At 70.9% G+C, this 13900-nt stretch carries 15 protein-coding genes and 2 pseudogenes; 10 read left to right on the forward strand and 7 right to left on the reverse strand.

Annotation, left to right across the window (positions count from 1 at the left end; genetic code table 11):
* Positions 1-31: 31 nt before the first annotated feature.
* A complete protein-coding gene (locus ACFTXQ_RS06240; protein WP_382636378.1) occupies positions 32-607 on the forward strand; it encodes a TetR/AcrR family transcriptional regulator in 576 nt (191 codons plus the stop codon).
* An 86-nt stretch (positions 608-693) separates the two neighbouring features.
* On the forward strand, positions 694-1482 hold the full coding sequence (locus ACFTXQ_RS06245) for an SDR family oxidoreductase (protein ID WP_382636381.1): 789 nt from the start codon (positions 694-696) through the stop codon (positions 1480-1482).
* Positions 1483-1549: 67 nt separating this feature from the next.
* Here the strand turns inward: ACFTXQ_RS06245 and ACFTXQ_RS06250 are convergent, their stop codons facing one another.
* Complete coding sequence (locus tag ACFTXQ_RS06250) at positions 1550-1924, reverse strand: winged helix-turn-helix transcriptional regulator (protein ID WP_382636383.1); 375 nt, start codon at positions 1922-1924, stop codon at positions 1550-1552.
* A 104-nt stretch (positions 1925-2028) separates the two neighbouring features.
* Between ACFTXQ_RS06250 and ACFTXQ_RS06255 the strand changes: the two genes are divergently transcribed.
* Positions 2029-2694 carry an NADPH-dependent F420 reductase gene (locus tag ACFTXQ_RS06255; protein WP_382636385.1) on the forward strand — a complete coding sequence of 222 codons (666 nt, stop codon included), beginning with the start codon at positions 2029-2031 and terminating at the stop codon, positions 2692-2694.
* Positions 2695-2871: 177 nt separating this feature from the next.
* Here ACFTXQ_RS06255 and ACFTXQ_RS06260 read toward each other — a convergent pair whose 3' ends face one another.
* Positions 2872-3333 carry a hypothetical protein gene (locus ACFTXQ_RS06260; RefSeq protein WP_382636387.1) on the reverse strand — a complete coding sequence of 154 codons (462 nt, stop codon included), beginning with the start codon at positions 3331-3333 and terminating at the stop codon, positions 2872-2874.
* Positions 3334-3531: 198 nt separating this feature from the next.
* On the opposite strand from ACFTXQ_RS06260, the gene ACFTXQ_RS06265 reads away from it, so the two are divergent.
* From ACFTXQ_RS06265 to ACFTXQ_RS06285, 5 genes are all read left to right on the forward strand, one after another.
* Positions 3532-3885: a hypothetical protein gene (locus ACFTXQ_RS06265; RefSeq protein WP_382636389.1), complete on the forward strand. Its 354-nt coding sequence runs from the start codon at positions 3532-3534 to the stop codon at positions 3883-3885.
* A gap of 313 nt (positions 3886-4198) precedes the next feature.
* Positions 4199-4711, forward strand: a complete 513-nt coding sequence (locus ACFTXQ_RS06270; protein WP_382636391.1) for a hypothetical protein — start codon at positions 4199-4201, stop codon at positions 4709-4711.
* Positions 4712-5077: 366 nt separating this feature from the next.
* Complete coding sequence (locus ACFTXQ_RS06275; protein WP_382636392.1) at positions 5078-5425, forward strand: hypothetical protein; 348 nt, start codon at positions 5078-5080, stop codon at positions 5423-5425.
* Between the two features lie 109 nt (positions 5426-5534).
* On the forward strand, positions 5535-6062 hold the full coding sequence (locus ACFTXQ_RS06280) for an NUDIX hydrolase family protein (protein WP_382636748.1): 528 nt from the start codon (positions 5535-5537) through the stop codon (positions 6060-6062).
* An 86-nt stretch (positions 6063-6148) separates the two neighbouring features.
* Entirely contained in the window at positions 6149-6529 is a 381-nt protein-coding gene (locus tag ACFTXQ_RS06285; protein WP_382636393.1) for a VOC family protein, read from the forward strand.
* 18 nt (positions 6530-6547) lie between these two features.
* Here ACFTXQ_RS06285 and ACFTXQ_RS06290 read toward each other — a convergent pair whose 3' ends face one another.
* The gene (locus ACFTXQ_RS06290; protein WP_382636395.1) at positions 6548-8077 is read right to left on the reverse strand and encodes a serine/threonine protein kinase; all 1530 of its coding nucleotides are present in this window, start codon (positions 8075-8077) and stop codon (positions 6548-6550) included.
* Positions 8078-8208: 131 nt separating this feature from the next.
* Complete coding sequence (locus ACFTXQ_RS06295) at positions 8209-8796, reverse strand: TetR/AcrR family transcriptional regulator (protein WP_382636397.1); 588 nt, start codon at positions 8794-8796, stop codon at positions 8209-8211.
* Between the two features lie 86 nt (positions 8797-8882).
* On the opposite strand from ACFTXQ_RS06295, the pseudogene ACFTXQ_RS06300 reads away from it, so the two are divergent.
* A pseudogene (locus ACFTXQ_RS06300) lies at positions 8883-9225 on the forward strand (hypothetical protein); the annotation flags it as partial.
* A gap of 7 nt (positions 9226-9232) precedes the next feature.
* Here ACFTXQ_RS06300 and ACFTXQ_RS06305 read toward each other — a convergent pair.
* Both ACFTXQ_RS06305 and ACFTXQ_RS06310 read right to left on the reverse strand, forming a co-directional pair.
* Positions 9233-11335 (reverse strand): SpoIIE family protein phosphatase, encoded by a 2103-nt coding sequence (locus ACFTXQ_RS06305; RefSeq protein WP_382636750.1) that lies wholly within the window; start codon positions 11333-11335, stop codon positions 9233-9235.
* 211 nt (positions 11336-11546) lie between these two features.
* On the reverse strand, positions 11547-12713 hold the full coding sequence (locus ACFTXQ_RS06310) for a copper resistance D family protein (RefSeq protein ID WP_382636398.1): 1167 nt from the start codon (positions 12711-12713) through the stop codon (positions 11547-11549).
* A 209-nt stretch (positions 12714-12922) separates the two neighbouring features.
* Between ACFTXQ_RS06310 and ACFTXQ_RS06315 the strand changes: the two genes are divergently transcribed.
* Positions 12923-13810, forward strand: a complete 888-nt coding sequence (locus ACFTXQ_RS06315; protein WP_382636400.1) for a hypothetical protein — start codon at positions 12923-12925, stop codon at positions 13808-13810.
* Here ACFTXQ_RS06315 and ACFTXQ_RS06320 read toward each other — a convergent pair.
* Positions 13791-13868: pseudogene (locus ACFTXQ_RS06320) on the reverse strand (hydrophobic protein); the annotation flags it as partial. The gene ACFTXQ_RS06315 and the pseudogene ACFTXQ_RS06320 overlap by 20 nt on opposite strands.
* Between the last annotated feature and the right edge of the window lie 32 nt (positions 13869-13900).

The following is a 13900-nucleotide window of genomic DNA, read 5'->3' on the forward strand; positions in this document are numbered from 1 at the left end:
CTCCAGGTCAAATGATCACTACAGTGGCGGCATGGGAAGGCCGAAGAGCTTCGAACCGGACGTGGTCATCGCGCAGGCGATGCAGACGTTCTGGACCAAGGGTTACGCGGGCACTTCCCCTGCCGATCTCGCCGAGGCGACCGGAGTGGCCAAGGGCAGTCTCTACCACTCCTTCGGCTCCAAGCGTGAGTTGTTCGGCAAGGTGCTGGACCTCTATGGCCGGCTGTGTTCGGAGCTGGCCGAGGAGTCCCTGTTCGGGCCGGGCACCGCCAAGGAGAGCATCCGCGCGTACTTCGTGCTGCTCGTGGACATGAGCCTGGACGAGCCGGCCCGGCGCGGGTGTCTGGCTCAGAAGACGGTCGAGGAGCTCGGCGGGCAGGACGAGGAGGCCACCCGCGCGGTCCACCGCATGGAGGAGCGCAGCATCGATCTGTTCGCCGCCCGCATCGAGCAGGGGCAGCGGGACGGTGACGTCGACCGGGGCGTCGACGCCCGGGCGTACGCACTGTTCCTCCAGGCCACGCTCGCGGGACTGCGGGTCATGGTCAAGACGTTCGACCGGCCGGTCCTGTATCAGATCGTCGACACGGCCCTGGCGGGCCTCTGAGGCGCGCCGCACCAAGCGGCGGAGTTTTTTGCGCCCTAATTTTAGACCTCCAGTTCAAGAATTTGTCATTCGGTGAAGGGGAACTCATGGAACTCGGAATCAGCGGGAAGACCGCTCTGGTCACCGGCGCGAGCCGCGGCATCGGCCTCGCGATCGCCCGGGCCCTGGCCGCGGAGGGTGTGCGCGTGGTGGGTGCCGCCCGGACCGTCACCCCCGAGCTGGAGAAGGTCGCCGCCGCGGCGGTGTCCGTCGACCTGAGCACCCGCGACGGGGCGCGGTCGATCGTCGATCAGGCGCTGGCCGCGGTCGGCGGGATCGACTTCCTCGTCAACAACGTCGGCGCGGGCGACCCGGAAGGGCTGTCGCTCGCCGGGTTCCTGGACGTCGACGACGACCAGTGGCAGAGCATGTTCGACCTCAACCTCTTCAGCGCGGTGTGGACCACCAAGGCGGCGCTGCCGAGCATTCTGGAGCGCAAGGGCGCGATCGTGAACATCTCCTCGATCAGCGCCCGCGTGCCCGGCGGCTCGCCCGTCGGCTACGCGGAGGCCAAGGCGGCGCTGACGCAGTTCGGGAAGCGGCTCAGCGAGGAGCTGGCGCCGAGCGGCGTCCGTGTGAACACCGTCTCCCCGGGCGTCGTCGCCAGTCCGCTGTGGACCGACCCGGACGGTTTCGGCGGCAAGGTGGCCGCCGCGTTCGGGGTGGCCCACGACGACCTGCTCGCCGGCCTCCCCGAGCAGGCCGGCATCGCCTCGGGACGCATCGCCGAGCCCGAGGAGGTGGCCGACCTGGTCGCCTTCCTGCTGTCGGACCGGGCCGCCAGCATCCACGGCGCCGACCACATCATCGACGGCGGCACCCTCAAGGCCGGCTGACAGTACGACCGTCCTGCCGGGCGGACGGGCGGACGGGCGGACGGGCGGGCGGGCGGACGGGCGGGTATCAGCGTGTGTCGAAGCGGTCCTGGGAGGCCAGGACGGTGTCCGCGTAGCGGGCGGCCCAGGTGCCCATCGCGCGGATGGGGACCAGCAGGGCGGTGCCGGCCTCGGTGAGTGCGTAGTCCACGCGTGGTGGCGCCTCGGCGTAACGGCGGCGCTCCACCAGGCCGTTGTACTCCAGCCGCCGCAGCGCGTCGTTGAGCACCTTGGGGCTGATCCCGCCGATCCGGTCCAGCAGGGCCCGCGGGCGCATCGGGCCGCCCTCGCCGAGGATGAAGACCACCACGCTGTCCCATCGGTTCGCCAGCACCTCGAAGGCGACCCGCGCCCGGCAGTCCGCCGCGAACCCGTCCCCCGCCAGCTCCTCACGCTCTCCCATGCGCCCATCCTGCCCGGCCGATGCACACCGTGCGGTGTGCATCGGCCCGCCTAGCGTCCATCGCAATGACATCCCGCAAGGCAAGGGCAAAGGGGAGCAGCATCATGCGCATCGGCATTCTCGGGACGGGCTCGATGGCCACGGCCCTGGGCGGCGCCTGGGTACGGGCAGGCCACCAGGTCCTGGTGGGCGGGCGGAACGCGGCGGCCGCAGCCACGGCCGCGGCAGGCGTCAAAGCCGCCGGGCACGGAGGCCTCGCCGAGGCAGCCGCTTACGGCGAGGCGGTCCTGATGGCCGTACCGGCGGACAGCGCACCGCAGTTGGCCGCGGAACTCGCCCCCGTCCTGGCCGGGCGCACGGTGCTCGACTGCACCGTCCCCATGGCGCCCGGTCCGGACGGGCCCTCTCTGACCACCACCGGCGGCGAGGACTCCGTCGCCGCGCGCATCGCCGCCGCCGCACCGGACGCCGGTGTCGCCAAGGTCTTCGGCATCTGCCACGAAAGCATCTGGACCCTGCCGCGTCCCGCCTTCGAGGGCGCGCCCCTGGCGGTGCCCTTCTGTGCCAACACCCGCGCCGCGGCCGCCCTCACGGAAGAGCTGATCACGTCGATGGGCTGCCTGCCGCTGTCCTGCGGTGGACTGACCCGGGCATCGCTGCTGGAGTCCACCGCGGTCCTCGCCATCGGTGTGTGGTGGTCCGGCGGCGAGGCACGCCACATCCTGCCTTCCCCGGCCTTGGCTCCCGGCGCTGTCGACGACGAGCGGTAAAGGCTGTCGCGGCAGGCTCGGCTCGGGGCATTCTGCCAGTAGGGGTGGGGTGTTGCGGGCTGAGCCGGCCTGGTTGGAGACGTTCACGGGAGCCCGGCCGGCTCGCCTACCAAGCCGCACTCCGCCTCGCCGGCATCCTCATCCGGGCATGACGGTGACGATGAAGGACGCCCCCTTTCAATCGTAGAAGAAGAGCTCAAGGTCCTCGATGGACCCCGGCCCGGTGAGGAAGCTCTCCGCCTTCGCGATTTCGTCTTCTGGTGGCATTTCGCCCTTCAGGCTCTGCTGCATCCAGATTTCACCTTGCTCGCCGACCGCGTAGATGCCAGACAGAAGCTCGGTCATGCCGGCAGGGTTCGGAGGGAGGAGCCCGGCGACAGGTTGGAGCACCCAGCCGCCTGACCGGGCCGCGAGCCGCAGCACCCCGGCCCAGTTCGCGATCCTTCCGATGCGTACGTGCCAGGAGTCCTCGGTGAACGGCGCCGTCCGCCCACCATGGAGGGGGTTGGTGGCGGCGCGGATGTCCTCGATCACTTGCCGTTCCACGGCGTCACGGACCCAGCCGCCTTCCTGCGCTTCCCCGATGGCGGCTTCCCACCACTTCCACGCGCCGTCGAGTCGGTCCGCGAATGCATCCATGCGGACAGGCTTCCATGCTTGTCGCGGTCAGAGACGGGCGTGCTTGGTTCAGGTGAAGTGAGGAACCGTTCCCGTAACTGCTGGTCACGGCGATGACCTGGTGTGGAAAACTGCGTGGCCGTCGAATTCCCGGCGCCGGTATCGTCCGGTCTCAGACCAGCCGTACCAGCGGCCTGCCGCGTTCAGAGAGCGATTCACATGACCAGCCAGCGAGCAACGACGACCCTGTGGCGCCCCACCGGCCCCGAGGAGCTGGACCTGGTCCGCGAGCTGAACTGGCGTGCCTGGCCGCCTCGGCTTCCCGAGCAGCCGATCTTCTACCCGGTCCTCAACGAGGACTACGCGATCAAGATCGCGAGGGACTGGAACGTCAAGCACAGTGGCGTCGGCTTCGTCACCCGATTCGAGGTCGAGTCTGCGTTCTTGAGCCGGTACCCCGTCCAGCAGGCCGGCGGGCGGACGATCCTCGAGCTCTGGGTTCCGGCTGAAGAGCTGGACGACTTCAACGCTCACATCGTCGGCGCGATCGAGGTGGTCCACGAGTTCCGCTGAGGGATGCCGATGCGCTGGAGGGCCGGGTAGTGCCGGTGGCGGCTTACCGGCACATCCGCACATCACCTCGACCAGCAGTCCCAGCACGCTTGACGATGACTTCCCCCTCGTCCGGTACGTGCCACGTCATGGCAAAGTGATCATGTTCGACTGTCTGGGGTGGGAGAAGCACGTGAAGCGGTACTTCAAGTCGCTTGCGGTGGGGGCCGCGGCCATGGTGCTGGCCGGCTGTGGTGGCGGCGGAGAGGGCGGGAGCCCGTTGCCGGGCAGCCTGGGACAAGCCCCCACCCCTTCAGGGCCATACCGGTTGGAGATGCCCAAGGCGGTGCTGAAGGGCACTTTCACGGAGTCCGATCACTCCAAGCCCGATCAGAACATCGCGTCGACGCTCTCCGGCCAGATCGAGAACGGCGTCTCCGCGTTCGCCGCCTACCAGCCCGCCGACCGGAAGTCGGACACGTCAGGGCCCGTGCTGGCGGTGACCGGGGTGTACGGAACCGTACTCAGCCCGGTCACGGCACGCGACGAGTTCCTGAAGATCCTCGACCGCCGGCACAGCGTTCCCACGCAGTCCACCGTGATCATCGGTCCCCGCACGATCCTCCCTCAGGGCTCCTCGGAGCCCGTGTCCTGCCGGATCGTGCGGGAGACCGATCAGTTCGGGACGAACTGGGGACCGGACTGTTCCTGGGCGGACGGTTCGGCCGTGGTCGAGGTAACCCTGAGCGTGGACTTCAGCAAGCCTCCCGCCGAATTCGACCTCGAGGCCTTCGCCGCGAAGACAGCGACCATCCGCAATGAGGTCCGCGCCCCCAGGGCGCGGTAGCCCGTTCGAGCGAGCCTCGCCGCCAGGGATGCCAGCACCCCTTCCGACCACCCAGGAGCAACGTGCCGCCCGCCTTCGTCCACCGGATCACCAAATACCACCCCGCCGACCGTGACGAGCACGGCCACTACACCGGTACCGAGGACACGGCCGGCGACCACGGGCCGGTCGAGGCGGCGTACCTGGCGGCGATCGCCGCCTTCGCGGAAGCCTCGGGCATCGACCGGCTGGAGATCCGCGAGCCCGGAGCGGAGCCGCCGGTCGAGGGACCTGGCCTCTGGGGGTCTCTTTCCGCCCGACCTCACCGGTTACCACGACGGGGCCGAGGTCTCCCTTCCGGTCGCCCTGGAGCAGATCCGGCTGGAAGTGGGTGAAGAGTTCACCGTGCACGTCGGGTGGGACCAGTACGTGTACGTGGGCAGCGACCGCCCCTGCGCCGACGCCGTGGCCCGTACACGGGAACTCGGCCTCTTCCCCGAGCCCCTGACGGCCTCCCCGTACGCAGCGGAACTCGACGAGCCGGAGGTGACACAGGCCGCCCACGTCCGCAACGCCGCACGCTGGCACCGCCTCACGACGGAGAACCTCGACACCGTGCGCGCACACCTCCGCCCGCGCGCCCTGCTGACCCTCTGGCCCGACCTGACCCCCGAGGTCGGCGCGGTCCTCGCCGCCCTGCCCGACAGTGATGGCGTACTCCGCGCCCGATGGTGACCCGGACCCGGCGCCCCTGGAGACTGGAGAATCGCCCGTGGTCGCGGTGGAATTGGGCGCGTATCCTGCGGTCGTGGCTCCCGGAAAGTATGATCAAGCAATGTCTGACGTGACCGAGACCATGCCCGGCTGGCTGAGCACGGATGAGCTGGAAATGGCCAGGGCCCGCATGCCGGTCCTGTACGTGGAAGCCGTGCCCGTACGCGTGGACGACAGGGGTGAAGTCACCAGCATCGGACTGCTGCTGCGCATCGGTCCTGACGGAACGGTCAGCCGAACGCTGGTGTCCGGCCGAGTGCTGCATCACGAGCGGGTCCGTGACGCGCTTCTGCGCCATCTGGAGAAGGACCTGGGCCCGGTGGCCCTGCCCCGTGTTCCCGCCTCCCTCCAGCCCTTCACGATCGCCGAGTACTTCCCCACGGCGGGCATCACCTCCTTCCACGACCCGCGCCAGCACGCGGTGTCGCTCGCGTACATCGTGCCGGTGACCGGGGACTGCCGCCCCCGGCAGGACGCCCTGGACCTGGTCTGGCTCAGCCCGCAGGAGGCGGCCGCCCCGTCCGTGCAGAGCGAGATGCCGGGCGGGCACGGAGTGCTGCTGAAGCAGGCACTGGCGCATGCGGGACACGCCTACTGACCTCGTTCTGCCGATGACGACACGGCGGGGGACGGGCAGCAGTGTTCGGGCGCTGCCCGTCCAAACCCGATCGGCCCGGAGGTGCGATGCCCCTGCAGATGAAGTTGAGCGCGATAACGCTCGACTGCCCCGATCCACTGGCTCTGGCGGCGTTCTATCAGGAAGCCACCGGCTTCGAACCCCACCCGAAGTCGGACGCCGACTTCGCGGGTCTCAGCACAGCGGACGGGCTCTTCCTCGGCTTCCAGCGGGTCCACGACTACCGGGCTCCGCGCTGGCCGGACCAAACCGTTCCGCAGCAGTTCCACCTCGACTTCGAGGTCGAAGACCTGGACGAGGCCGAGGCATGGCTGCTGGAGCTGGGTGCGGGCAAGCCGGATCATCAGCCGGGTGAGGAGAGGTGGCGGGTCCTCACGGATCCGGCCGGGCACCCCTTCTGTCTGGTCGGTCCAGCCCCGTCCGCGTAGGCCCACCGCTCACAGCGGTCATGCCCGCCAGTGTTGGCCGGTGTAGTTTCCGCAGGGGTTGAGTATCAGGTTGAGGTCGACCGCCGGGGGGCCGTTCGTGTCGAGGCACAGGCCGCTCGTCGGGTTGACGTACTGGCCACTGCCGGCGTCGTAGCGCCATTGCTGGCCGCTGTAGTAGCCGCACGGGTTCAGCACTGCTCTGACACCGGTGGCGGGCGTTCCGGCCGTGTCGAGGCACAGGCCGCTGGGAGTGTTCGTGAGGTGCAGGCTGGCCTGGTCGTGGTTCCAGATCTGACCGCTGTAGTTCCCGCACGCGCGGAGCACCACGTCGAGCCCCGGTCGTTGCGGGCCGTTGGTGTCGATGCACAGGCCGCTGTGGGTGTTCGTGATCGGGCCCGTGGACGCAGACGGTGAGGGCGGTGCGGGTGGTTGGGTCGCGGCCGTGGGCGGCGCCGTCGTCTCAGGGGTACGGGTGGGTGGCGCGGACGTCGTCGGAGACGAGAACGCGGCCGTCGTCGCGGGGCGGCTCGGAGGCGCAGTCGTGTTCGAGGCCGCCGGTGTGCCGTGACCGGGCAGTACCGTCCACAGGATCGCGGCGGTCGACAGGAGGAGCACCAGCGCTGCCGCAGCGGCGGCCCGCGTGGTGCGCCGCTTCAGCACACCGGCCGGCGAGGGGGCCGCTTCAGGCATCTGCCACGCAGTGGCCAGCAGTGTGCTGACAGCCGCGGCGTCGGGGATGGTCGCAGGGTCCGTGCCGCCGGTGAGTTCGGCGAGCAGGTGCCCGGGGGTGGGACGCCGCTCGGGCGATTTGGCCAGGGCCGAGGTCAGGAGTGGCCTGAGGTGGGCGGGAACACCATCCAGATCCGGCTCCTCCTGCAGGACCCGGAAGAGCACCGCCTCGGCCGGCCCGCTGCCGAAGGGAGGCCGCCCGGTGGTCGCGTACGCGACGGTCAGCGCCCACGCGAACACATCGGCCGCAGGTCCGGCCTGCCCACGCACCTGTTCCGGCGCCATGTAGCCCACGGTTCCGATCCCGACGCCCGTGCGGGTCAGCGCCGTTGCGTCGGCGGACTGCGCGATGCCGAAGTCGATGACCTTCGGGCCCTGCTCCGACAGCAGGACGTTGCCGGGCTTGAGATCGCGGTGCACAACGCCGGCCCGGTGGATCGCCACGAGCGCTTCGGCGAGCCCGACGGCGAAGCCGTGCGCCATGTCACCACGCAGCGGGCCGTGTTCGCCGACGTGCTCCGCCAGCGTCGGGCCTTGTACGTACTCCATGACGACGAACGGGCTGCTCGCCTCGACCTCGACCGCCAACACCCGTGCCGTGCACGCGCCCTGCACCCGCAGCAGCGTTGCGGCCTCGCGCCGGAACCGTGCCCGGTACTCGGAGTCCGACGCGAGTTCTTCGCGTAGCCGCTTGAGGGCGACCAGTCGCCCGTCGGGACCTTGCGCCAGGTACACGACACCCATGCCGCCCGCACCCAGCCGACCGACAAGCGTCAACTCGCCGATGCGCTTCGGGTCCCCCGCGCGCAGCCCGCTCAAACTCACCTGACTCCTCCTGAGACATATCCGGCTCAGGCTCAGAATGCAGTACACCAACACGGTTGGGCGCACGGTCCGTTGATACTGGCGCCGGCGGCGTCGGGCAGCGCACCCCTGTCGCGGCGGTCGGCTCAGTGCTCGACCGCGGTCGCGATGAGCGCCTGGAGCTGGGCCGCGGTGCGGTCGAGGGGATCGGTGCTGCGTTTGGCGCGGCACATGGCCACGGTGCCCTCGACGGCGGCGACGATGAGCGTGGCGATCTGCGCGGCCCGGTCGGCCTCGGCGCCGTGCTCCCGCAGGGAGTCCGCGAGCAGCCCCTCCCACTGCTCGAAGACCTCCGCCGCGGCCGCCAGTGCGGGCGGGACTTCGTCGGCGGGGGGCTGCTCGATGGCGACTGCCAGGACGGGACAGCCGGCATGGAAGTCGGTGTCGACGACGATCTTGCGCCACAGGGCGAGGAAGGCGTCCAGCCCCGCCGCCGGGCCCGCCTCCAGCTCCTCGCGCAGGCTGCGAGCCACCCAGTCGCCCGTGTGGCGGACGGCCTCCGAAGCCAGCTGCTGCTTGCCCTCGGGGAAGTAGTGATAGGTGGAGCCGAGCGGCGCCTTGGCGTGCTTGGCCATCTCTCGGATGCTCGTGGCGCTCAGACCGCGCCGGCTGATCATGTCCGCGGCGCCGGCCACGATCCGCTCGCGGGACGGCGTGCTGCTGCTCTTGGGCACTCGTCTCCACCTCCTCTGGCTATAACGATCGTTATAGTCTAGCGTGGCCACCGTCCATGACGACTGTCACGACCTCGCCCGGCCGACCGGCCCACCTGGTCGTCGTCCCCTGGTCGATCAACTGCGGCACCTGCGACCAGTGCCGCGCCGGACCGACCGCGCACTGCGGCTCCGTGCCGCACACGGCCATGTACGGCGCACCTCTACGTCGACCCCGACCGCACCCACCGCACCCTCGCCGGGAGCTACGACGCACGCACCGCCGAGACCCTCGAACCGGTACGGCACGGCTTCGACCTCGCAGTCGAGGCAACCGGTCGCGTCGACCAGCTCGCCCTCGCCGAACGCGTCGTCTCCCACGTCCTCGACGGGGAACAACTCCCCGACGCGCTCCCGGAGAACCACCTCGAGCCCGTGTTCGTACGCACCATCGACTTCATGCCTCGGCCCGCCGGGCCGCCCTCATCAGGAGCAGGGCGATGTCGTCCGTGCGGGGCGCGGTGCGCTGGGCGTGCTCCAGCAGGGCGTCGGCCACATCGTCCAGGTTCTCCCTCCCGGACCGGTCGAGGTGCCGGGCCAGGCTCAGGGTGGCCTCTTCGAGGTCGGCGCCGGGTGTTTCGACCAGCCCGTCGGTGTAGAGGACCAGCAGCGCGCCGGGCGGGAAGGCGACCTCGTGCGTGAGGTACTCCGCGGACGGCTCGATGCCGAGCAGCAGTCCGGGTGGCACCTCCAGCAGCTCGGTGGCTCCGCCCGGGTACTGCAGCAGGGGCGGCGGATGGCCGGCGCTGGCGAGTCGGGCCCGCCCGTGCGCGAGGTCGATCTGGGCGATGAGGCAGCTGGTGAACAGTCCCGGGTCGAGGTCGGTCAGCAGCCGGTTGGTCCGGGCGAGGAGTTCCGAGGGCGGCGTGCCGGCGGTGCCGTGGGCGTGGACTGCCGTGCGGACCTGTCCCATCAGCGCGGCGGCGTTGACGTTGTGGCCCTGGACGTCGCCGATGGCGGCGAGGACCGTCGAAGGGGTGGGCCGGATGAGGTCGTAGAAGTCGCCGCCGATGTCCATGCCGTTCCCGGCCGGCCGGTAGCGAGCGCTGACCTCCAGGTTCGGGACGCGCGGCAGGGTGTGGGGGAGCAGGCCGGTCTGCAGGGTGTGGGCCAGGGCGTGCTTGGCGTCGTAGAGGCGGGCCCGGTCCAGTGCCTGGGCGATCAGCCCTGCCAGCGAGGTCAGCAGGGCCCTTTCGGCCGGAGGGAAGGGGCGGGGCCGGTCGTACGAGAGGATCAGGGAGCCCACCGGGCGGCCGGAGGCCGTCAGCGGCAGGAACGCCCAGGCGTCGCGGCCCTCTTGGCGGGGCGCGGTGGGGTGGGCGCGGCGGAACTCCTCGTAGCTCGTGAAGAACACCGGGGCACCGGTGGCGAGCACCCTCGCGTTGGTGACGTCCGATGTCAGCGGTGCGCCGTCGAAGCGTTCGACGAACTCGGGCGGGTAGCCGCGGTGCCCGACGATCCGCAGCCGTCCTTCCTCGACCGCCATGAGGACCAGGCCTTGCGGGCCGAGGGCCGGAACGATCTGATCGGCCAGCCGTTCCATGACGTCCCGTACGCCGATGGCCTCGGCGAGGGCGGCGGCCAGGTGCGTCAGGTGGTAGAGCCCCAGGGCCCCCACCGGCTCCTGCGCCACCTGCGCCACCGGTGCCGTGGCCCGGGCGGCGGCGGAAGCGGCGGCGGGCGCGCCGGAGGCGACCGTATCGGCGGGGGAGATGTGCAGGCTGATGCCGCGCTCGTCGGGATAGAGCTGGAAGAAGAGGCATACGTCGGGCGGGCGCACCGCGGTGAAGGCCGTCGGCCGGCGGGCCACCACGGCGGCCCGGTACCGGTCCTCGACGACGGGATCGCGCAGCCACGGGAGCACCTCCCAGGGGCGTCTGCCCAGGAGCCGGGACGCTTCCCCGGCGACGAGGTCGGCGCCCGCCGCGTTGATGAAGGTGATCTGGCCGTCGAGGTCCAGCGCGCAGCAGCCCAGGGGCATCCGTTCGGCGAAGTCGAGGGCGGCCGCCGCCCGGGCGGGGTCCTCCTGCAGCCGTACCGGCGCGGGGACGAAGCGCGGCTCACCCTCGGGCGGCCACTCCCGGCCGCCTTCCGGCGCAGCCTGCCGCAGATGCCGCCCCGCCCGGCGGGCGAAGGTGTCGATCGCCTCCCGCTCCCGCTCGTTGAGCTGCGGAGGGTGCCAGACCGGCCACAGCAGGACGATGCCGCCCGGCACCTCCTCCTCGCCCCCGGCGAGCGGAGCCGCGGCGAGGAGGAACTCGTACGGGAGCACCAACCCCAGCCGCGGGTACCTCCGGGCGACCTCCTCCTGGCCGCCGCCCAGCCAGATCAGCCGCCGCTCACGGACCGCGTCGGACACGGGGATGGCCTCGTCCAGGGAGACGCGCGCCCACGGAGCGGTGATGGGCGGGGGCACCCCCGCCACGAGCCCGAGCCGCAGGACCCGCTCACCCGACCCCAGCAGGTACACCAGGCCCACGGAGGCGCCGGTCTCCTCCATGAGGTCGGCCAGAGGCCCGTCCAGCCGTTCCAGGCCCTGGCCGTCCGTCCGATCCGTCCCGTCCGTGTGACGCACGGTGGCTCACCCGGCCCTGCGGTGCATAGGGGGCATAACACGACGATAGGCCCGGGGGTCCGCAGCGGCATTCACCTGGGCGGTCCGTGTCGGGTGCCCGGTGGCGGCGATGGTCCGCGCCGCGATCCCGTACGGATCAGGATGTTGCCGCAGCCGTGCGCCGTGCCAGCGCGTCGGAGGTCCTGACCGTGACGTAGAGCGATGCCGCGAGGGCGAGGACGAGCACGGCGCCCATGGCGAAGACGCTGCCGCTCGATACGGCCGGGGGGTCGCCCGCCTCGGAGCGGGCGGAGCCGCTGAGGAACGGGACGACGGCCAGGACGGCGATCCCGAGAAACACCTCGGCCCAGACCACCTTCGGGAAGTGTCGCAGGGTCAGGTGAAGGAGGGAGGACGTGGCATCGTCTCGGCGTGCCCGGGCGATCCGGGGCATCAGCCAGAACTGGTTGACACCGCCGGCCGTGACCATGCCGAGGACCAGGAGGATCTTGACGAGCAGGAAGAGCCCGTAGGTCGTCGTCCACAGCTGGCTGACGGAGCCCACGTGCTTCCAGCTCATCCACAGCCCGGAGGTGAACACCGCGCCCACGCACACCAGGGCGATGAAGGCGAAGCGGCGCCAGACGTCGGCCCACAGCGCGCCCGCGTCCTCGCTGAGGCGGCCACGGGCAGTGGCGAGGGCGGCCAGGAAGACCAGACCGCCGACCCAGACCACGCCGCTGACGATGTGGGTCTGGCTGAAGGCGAGGTCCAGCCACTTCTCCGCGTCCTTCGGCTTGGTGGCCGGGACCGCGGCGACGAGGGTCACCGCGAGTGCCAGGGGCAGGGCGGTCAGTGCGACCGCGTTCAGGTGCCGGCGCGCCTTGGCGAAGAACAGCGAGATCAGGACGGCGGAGGCGAGGACCAGGACGACGTTCTGGACCACGTAGATCGTGCCCTGCGCGATCCAGGCCCCCTTCGCTGCCGGAGCGCGCAGGAAGTCCCAGATCCGGTCCGGTGCGAGGGCGTCACCGAACGGCATGCCCTTGCCGGCCCGGGCCACACGGCCGGCGAGCTGGAAGTAGCCTGCGACCAGCAGCACCACACCCGCCCAGGCGAGGCACCCCGCGGTTCTTCGCCTCATGACATCGACGTCGTCGCTGTTGTTCCCGGGCGCGCGCAGTGCGGGACGTACGGATGCCGCGTAGGTCACGGTCATGCCGATGGCTCCGGACAGCCCAAGGAAGTAGCCGGACTTGGTGAGGGCGCGCCACAGCGGAGGCACGGTGTAGCCGGCCTCGGCGGCCAGAGATACGGTATGCATAAGGGCAGGCTAACCTAAGTAATCCGGCGCGTACCCCCGGCTTTCATGTACATGACCTAACCGTTATCCCGGGTCGCGGGCGCACGGAACTCGACGCGTGCGCTCCCGTCGAGAATGAATTGAACGCGTTCAGTCCGGCTGGCAGAATGGATCCACGCGGCCGAGGGGGCGGCCGCGTTCATTTCGCCGTGCCACGAGGGGGGTTGACCGTGCATCAGAAGCGGCCGTACGGCCGGATGCTGCTCGTCTCGACGCTCGTCGGCTGCCTGGAGGTCGCGCTCACCATCGTGGTGGGCTTCCTGTACGTCCGGACGCAACCGCCGCCGGACACCCCGGTGGACCACGCCGCCCTGGTGGGGGGCCTCGTCTCCCTCAGCGTGATCGTCGGCGTGGCCGCGTTCCTGCTGTCCCTGGTCTTCGTGCTGCCGGCGGTGGCGTTGGCCGACCTGCTCGGCCGCCGGATCGCCGGCCGCGAGGTGTGGTGGTTGGTGCCGGCGGTGACGGCGGCCCTGGTGGCACCGCCGATCGCGGCCTTCGCGTCCTACAACAGAGTGGCGGCGCGGCCCGTGCTCGTCTTCTGGGCGGTGGCCACGGCCGCGCTCGCGGTGGGCGGCCTGGTGGCCCGGGCCCGGCACCCGGGACTGGTCCGGCGCGTGGCGCTGTGGGGCACGGCAGTGGTGGCGGGGACGGGCCTGCTCGGCGCACTCGGGCTCGCCATCGGCCTGCTGCCCGCGTACGAGCCGCCGGCGATCGGGCCTGCGGCCCTGACCGGCACCTGGGTCGACCACACGAGCGGAACGCTGGTCTTCACCTCGGACGGCCGCGTCACGGCCTCCGGCGTCGGCGAGCACGCCCCCGACGACCACCCCAGCGGCCCGTCACGGCGGTGCTCGGGCTCCGGCACCTGGTCGTACGAGCCCGGGCGGGACGTCTGGACCCAGGAGATCCGCATCCGCGTCCCGGGGTGTTCCTGGCCGGCATGGAGCGTCGGCGGCACCGACCGGCAGCCACGGATCTACCGGCACGTCGGCCACCCGGACTCCGGAAAGCTGTACCAGCTGAGGAAGGCCACCGGTGGACCCACCCCAGGATCTTGACCGCGAAACCGGCGCCACTGACAATCGGCGCGAGCAGAAGGACGAGAAGCAGGGGGATGCGACCGTGGTTGACGACCTCCCGAACGCCGG

Origin of the sequence: Streptomyces sp. NPDC057010, assembly GCF_042673805.1 — a bacterium.
Taxonomy (GTDB): Bacteria; Actinomycetota; Actinomycetes; order Streptomycetales; family Streptomycetaceae; genus Streptomyces.